The sequence below is a fragment of the Pseudomonas sp. EL_65y_Pfl2_R96 genome (genome assembly GCF_963970905.1).
Classification (GTDB): Bacteria; Pseudomonadota; Gammaproteobacteria; order Pseudomonadales; family Pseudomonadaceae; genus Aquipseudomonas.
Window position 1 is genome coordinate 1 of record NZ_CAXAQH010000310.1, and the last position, 466, is coordinate 466.

Below are 466 nucleotides of genomic sequence, written 5' to 3' on the forward strand. Positions count from 1 at the left end.
TCCCCTTGGCGTACGAAATGCGGGGAAAATAGCCGCGATTTTGTCCTTCTCTCCAGGTGAATATTTCGACGACAAACAGTTGGTAAAGCGCGCCGCCGCGCAGCTGTCTGTCCCGGCATATATTACCGGTGCCGCCAATAGCGATGAAACGACCGCCGCAAAAAGCATCGCCGATGCAATGTCATCGCGCCTTGTTACGCGCTACGTCCCCAAGCACGGAGTGCATGGTGCCTCGACGTTGATTGCGGTGAAGGACCCCCAAGGCGCGGAAGACAATTGGCTGCCGGTTCTGGCTTTCCTTCGGAAAGTGGCACCTTAAGGCTTGCGCGCGAGCCATACGCCCGCGCCCCCGCAACTGGCGTCTTCGGCGACATATGCCATTTCGACCAGGCCGCCAGCCTGGATCGCCGCGCTGTAATTGGCCGCCTCCAGGTCGGCCCGGTACGGCGTTCCACTCCGATAGTCG

At 60.3% G+C, this 466-nt stretch carries 1 protein-coding gene; it reads left to right on the forward strand.

Annotation, left to right across the window (positions count from 1 at the left end):
* A partial coding sequence (locus tag AACY49_RS30785) for a hypothetical protein (protein ID WP_339528072.1) occupies nt 1–319 on the forward strand: 319 nt, incomplete at its 5' end.
* Nucleotides 320–466 lie beyond the last annotated feature (147 nt).